Source organism: Bdellovibrionota bacterium, assembly GCA_035292885.1.
GTDB lineage: Bacteria > Bdellovibrionota_G > JALEGL01 > JALEGL01 > DATDPG01 > DATDPG01.
Window position 1 is genome coordinate 1 of sequence record DATDPG010000153.1, and the last position, 5,009, is coordinate 5,009.

Genomic DNA, 5,009 nt, shown 5'->3' on the forward strand with positions numbered 1-5,009 from the left:
GAAAGGACGGGGGTGGTTTCCCTCAAACTGGCTCAGGAATTGGGCCTTGTGGGGGTGGTGGCGAGATCGAGCGGCTGCGACCGGGATGTCCGTCGAGACCATCCCTTCGGAGGGTACAAATCCGAATCGGTCCCGGTGGCACTGCGGACGCAAGGAGACGTGATGGCGAGAGCGGTCGTTCGTTGGTTGGAAACGAAGAACTCGCTCCGCTTGCTTTTTACGCTGATTTCGAACCTTCCCTCCGGGCCGCTGTCGGAAAGAGAGGGAAGCCCCGGCAAGAACCTCGCCGTCGTCTCGATGGTGGAAGGCTGGAGGGGGGAGATCGTCCATGTGGCTGCGACCGATTCTGAAGGTGAGCTTCGAGTGTATAAAGTCGTCGACCCCTCTTTCCATAATTGGTTCGGTTTGGCGATGGTGCTCCGAGGGAATGAAATCTCCGATTTTCCCCTCTGCAACAAGAGCTTCAATCTCTCCTATGCGGGGCACGATCTTTAGTGTTCGATGTCCTGAAAAATCGCCTTTTTCAAGGCCACCGAACGTCGAAGTTTCCGAAAGGGTCCGTGGAACTTCCGGAACGTTTCCGCGGGCTCCCCGTGATGGACGAATCGAAATGTCCCGACGGATGTCACGCCTGCGCCGAGGCTTGTCCAACGCGAGCGATTCTTACGGACCCTCTTCGGATCGATCTGGGCGCCTGCCTCTTTTGCCCTCTTTGCGAGGAAGCCTGTCCGGAGGGGGCCATACATTTCACGCAAGATCATCGCTTGGCAGTTTCCAAACGCGAGGATCTTCATATGGGGGCGGACGATTCCCTAAAACTGGCCTCCGCCTTGGATAAAAAAATGAAAAAGTTATTCGGACGGTCGCTGAAGCTGCGCCAAGTTTCCGCGGGGGGATGCAATGGCTGTGAATCGGAACTCGTTGCCCTGGGAAACGTTGTTTTCGACCTTCAACGTTTCGGAATGCAGTTTGTCGCCTCACCTCGTCACGCCGATGGCCTCGTCATCACCGGACCCGTGACCGTGAATATGCGGCGGGCTCTGATCGAGACGTACGCCGCGACGCCGGATCCCAAAATCGTGATCGCCATCGGAGCCTGTGCGCTGAGCGGCGGTCCGTTCGCGGGAGCCGAGGCCTGTTTGGGAATCCCCCCGGAAATTTCCGTCGATCTCTATGTTCCGGGATGTCCTCCGCATCCCTATACGATATTGGACGGGTTGCTGAGGCTTCTTGGAAAATTGGACGAGCCGCCTAAAGACCGCGATCGTCATTCATGATCCGGATCATTCCATCATAATCGTCAAAATTTGACCCAAAACAGGGATTTATTTAGGGTGATGCGTCTCGCTCGATGTTGGAGCATTTAACCACGGAAAAAAGGAGCATCGGAATGAGCAAAAAATCATTGTTGTTGAACGCGGCGATTGCCGGAATCTTGGCGGCCGGGACGGTTGGGCTGGTCACCAACGCGCTGGCGGCTGATGAAGGCAAATGCTCGCAGAAGAACGCATGCAAAGGGAATGGCGCCTGCGCCTCTCTGGACGGCAAGAGCGCCTGCGCCGGAAAGAACAGCTGCAAGAACCATGTCTTTAAAGGAACCAAAGAGCAGTGCGACAAAGCCGGCGGTACCTTCGAGGCCATGGCGGCGCCGGCACCTGCCGAGAAGAAGAAGGGCGGCTGAGTTTTTCTTCCAAGTTTCTAACGAGGGTGGGGCGAGCGATCGCCTCGCCCTTTTTTATTTTCCGCCAAATAGGGTCAAGTTCAATTCAGGGAGTGGCGTTTTGCGACCGATGGCGAACGATTTCACCCTCGACCATGTAGATGACATCTTGGGCGATATTTGTCGCCAGGTCGCCGATCCGTTCCAAACGGCGCGTGGTCGTGAAGATGTCGAGGGCTTGATCGATCGTGGCCGGGTCCTTCTTCACCAGGGTCCGGATTTCCTTGATGATCACGCGATTGCAGGCGTCGACCTGGTCGTCGTTCAGGCAAATCGTTCGGGCGAGTTGGGTGTCGCGGTGGATGAAGGCGTCGAGGCTTCCGCGCACCATTTGCCTCACCAGTTGTTCCATCTTCGAAAGCTCCTCGGGAACATTGACCGGAGCGTCGGTCAATAGATGTTGCGTCCGTTCCGCGATGCTCACGGCGTAATCGGCCATTCGTTCGAGATCGTTGTTGATTTTCATGACGGCGGCGATAAAACGAAGGTCTTCCGCGACAGGCTGATAGAGGGCTAGAATCTTTAAACAGTTCTCCTCAACTTCCACCTCTTTTTGATTGATCACTTCTTCACCGGAGATGACCTCTTTTGCGAGATCTGCGCGACGTTCATTAAAGGCTCGGATCGCTTTTTGAACCGCCTCCTCAACCAGCGTTGCAATGGAAAGCAGATCCCTCTTCAATTGTTCGAGTTCCCGGCCGAGGTGTTTTGACATGGAAGCTCCTATCCGAATTTTCCGGTTACATAGTCTTCGGTCTGACGGTTTGTCGGGCGAGTGAAAATCTGTGGGGTCGGGCCGAATTCAATCAGATCCCCCTGGTACATGAATGCCGTGGCGTCGGACACTCGCGCCGCCTGTTGCATGTTGTGCGTCACCATGACGATCGTATAGCGTTTCTTCAGCTCGAATAACAGATCCTCGATTCGACCCGTAGAAATGGGATCGAGGGCCGAGCAAGGCTCATCCATCAAAATAATCTCGGGTTCCATGGCAATCGCCCGGGCGATGCAGAGCCTTTGTTGCTGTCCGCCGGAGAGCGAAAGGCCGCTTTGGCTCAACTTGTCTTTTACTTCGTCCCAAAGCGCCGCCCGCTGCAGGGCATGTTCGACGCGTTCGTGAAGGCTCCCTTTGTAGCCGTTGATGTGGGGGCCCCAAGCCACGTTCTGGAAAATGGATTTGGGAAAAGGGTTCGGCTTCTGAAACACCATTCCAATCCGTCGCCGGACGTCGACGACGTCGATGTCTCTCCCGTAGATATTCTTGGAGTGATAGTAAACGGCGCCCTCGGTTTTCACATCGGGAATGAATTCGTTCATCCGGTTGAACGCGCGGATGAGCGTACTCTTTCCGCATCCGCTGGGGCCGATGATCGCCGTAATCGCCCGAGGCTCAACGTCGAACGAGATGTTTCGCACGGCCTTTACGGTTCCGTAGGAAACCGTGAGATTTTCCAACCGGAGAATCGGCTGCTTAGTGTCAGCTCGCTCGGCCGTCACCAGCGAAGTTTCCTTTCGTATCTGTGACGAAGAAGGATCGCCAGAGCGTTCATGGTAAGTAGGACGGCCAGGAGGACCAAGATGCCGGCCGCGGCCAGGCCATGAAAGGCCGGCTGGGGGCGAGAGGCCCAGTTAAAAACCTGGATCGGAAGCACCGTAAAGGGGTCGTTGAGGCTCGTGGGGACGAAGGCCACGTAGGTGAGGGCGCCCAACATGATCAACGGCGCCGTTTCTCCCATCGCCCTGGAGACGGCGAGGATCACTCCGGTGAGAATGCCCGGCAGCGCCGCCGGCAGGACATGCGCGTACGTGGTCTGCCATCGCGTGGCTCCGAGTGCAAATGCGGCCAGACGAATCGATTTCGGAACGGCCCGGAGCGCTTCTTGAGACGCGATAATGATCGTGGGGAGGATCAGGAGCGTCATCGTAAGGGCTCCCGCCAGAACGCTTCGCTCGAATTTGAGGCCGCGAACGAAAACGGCGAGGCCCAAAATTCCATAAACGATCGAAGGAACACCCGCGAGGTTCGCGATATTGAGCTGAATGAACCGGGAGAACCAACTCCGCCGCGCGAACTCCTCGAGGTAAATGCCCGCGCCGATTCCGATGGGGAGGGAAAAGAAAGTCGTCAACCCCATGACCCACAACGTTCCAAAGAGCGCGGATTTGATCCCCGCTTGAGCCGGGAATCGCGACGGGAAATTTAGGAGGAACGGCTTCGTGACGTGTTGAATTCCGTCGCCGGTAAGGTCGATGAGAAGAATCGCGAGAAGAACGACGCCCATGAAAGCCGATAGGGTGCAGATGGCCGCGAACGCGACTCCCAGAATCCGGCGTCGCTTCAGAGTGGCTCCGAGCTGTGGTTCCGAAGAGTTCAATCGTAAACCTCGCGAAACCGCTCCAAAAGTCGAACGGCAAAAATATTCATGATCAGCGTAATGACGAAGAGTCCGAGACCGACGGCGAAGATCGTCTGATACTCGATCGAGCCGGCCGGTGTGTCGCCCAGGCTGACCTGGACGATGTATGCGGTCATCGTCTGAATGCTTTCGAAGAAGTTCGCCGTTAATTTCGGTGTGGCACCGGCGGCCAATGTGACCGCCATCGTTTCTCCAATGGCCCGGGACAGAGCGAGAACAAACGAGGCCATGATTCCCGAAAATGCGGCGGGGAAAACCACACGGGCCGAGACCTCGAATTTTGTCGCGCCCAAAGCGTAGGCGGCGTAACGAAGCGCGCGGGGAACGGAGCGCATGGCGTCGTCCGAAAGCGACGCGATCATCGGTAGAATCATGATGCCGACGACGATGGCCGCGCTCGCCGCGTTAAAAATGTTCGTCTGCGGATAGAACTTCCGGAGAATCGGCGTCACGAACGTCAGAGCGAAGTAGCCATAAACCACCGTGGGAATTCCGGCGAGAATCTCCAGAATCGGCTTAAGCCAGATTCGAATGTGATTCGGAGCGTACTCACTCAAATAGAGGGCGGACAATAACCCCAACGGAATAGCGACGACGGCTGCGCCAACGGCAATGAGCATCGTTCCGGAAACGAGCGGCAAAACGCCGAACTGTTTGGGCTCAAACATAGGCGTCCATTCCCGTCCGAAGACGAATTCGAAGATCGAGACATGTTCAAAAAACTTGAAGCTCTCTTCCAGGAGAACCCAAACGATTCCCAGGGTCGTGACGATCGAGACGAACGCGCAAAGAAATAGAAAGCCGATGATCGCCCGCTCTCCGAGACGCCATTTTCGGACGGACGACCATTTGCATGACAAAATGGTTTCGGT

General features: G+C 56.2%; 7 protein-coding genes. 3 read left to right on the forward strand and 4 right to left on the reverse strand.

Annotated elements, in window-relative coordinates:
* The 3 genes from VI895_11195 to VI895_11205 all read left to right on the forward strand — a co-directional run.
* Window positions 1-495: hydrogenase (locus tag VI895_11195; protein HLG20364.1), on the forward strand; the 495-nt coding region annotated here is incomplete at its 5' end.
* Window positions 495-1,277 carry a hydrogenase gene (locus tag VI895_11200; protein HLG20365.1) on the forward strand — a complete coding sequence of 261 codons (783 nt, stop codon included), beginning with the start codon at window positions 495-497 and terminating at the stop codon, window positions 1,275-1,277. The genes VI895_11195 and VI895_11200, both read left to right, overlap by 1 nt.
* A 113-nt stretch (window positions 1,278-1,390) precedes the next feature.
* Window positions 1,391-1,681 (forward strand): hypothetical protein, encoded by a 291-nt coding sequence (locus VI895_11205; GenBank protein HLG20366.1) that lies wholly within the window; start codon window positions 1,391-1,393, stop codon window positions 1,679-1,681.
* Window positions 1,682-1,766: 85 nt separating this feature from the next.
* Here VI895_11205 and phoU read toward each other — a convergent pair whose 3' ends face one another.
* The 4 genes from phoU to pstC are packed head-to-tail and all read right to left on the reverse strand — an operon-like array spanning window position 1,767 to window position 5,000.
* Entirely contained in the window at window positions 1,767-2,435 is a 669-nt protein-coding gene (phoU, locus tag VI895_11210; protein HLG20367.1) for a phosphate signaling complex protein PhoU, read from the reverse strand.
* A gap of 8 nt (window positions 2,436-2,443) precedes the next feature.
* Window positions 2,444-3,217: a phosphate ABC transporter ATP-binding protein PstB gene (gene pstB / locus VI895_11215; GenBank protein ID HLG20368.1), complete on the reverse strand. Its 774-nt coding sequence runs from the start codon at window positions 3,215-3,217 to the stop codon at window positions 2,444-2,446.
* Complete coding sequence (gene pstA / locus VI895_11220) at window positions 3,214-4,095, reverse strand: phosphate ABC transporter permease PstA (GenBank protein HLG20369.1); 882 nt, start codon at window positions 4,093-4,095, stop codon at window positions 3,214-3,216. The genes pstB and pstA overlap by 4 nt, the downstream gene beginning before the upstream one ends.
* Window positions 4,092-5,000: a phosphate ABC transporter permease subunit PstC gene (gene pstC, locus VI895_11225; GenBank protein ID HLG20370.1), complete on the reverse strand. Its 909-nt coding sequence runs from the start codon at window positions 4,998-5,000 to the stop codon at window positions 4,092-4,094. Before pstC ends, pstA begins: the two co-directional genes overlap by 4 nt.
* Window positions 5,001-5,009 lie beyond the last annotated feature (9 nt).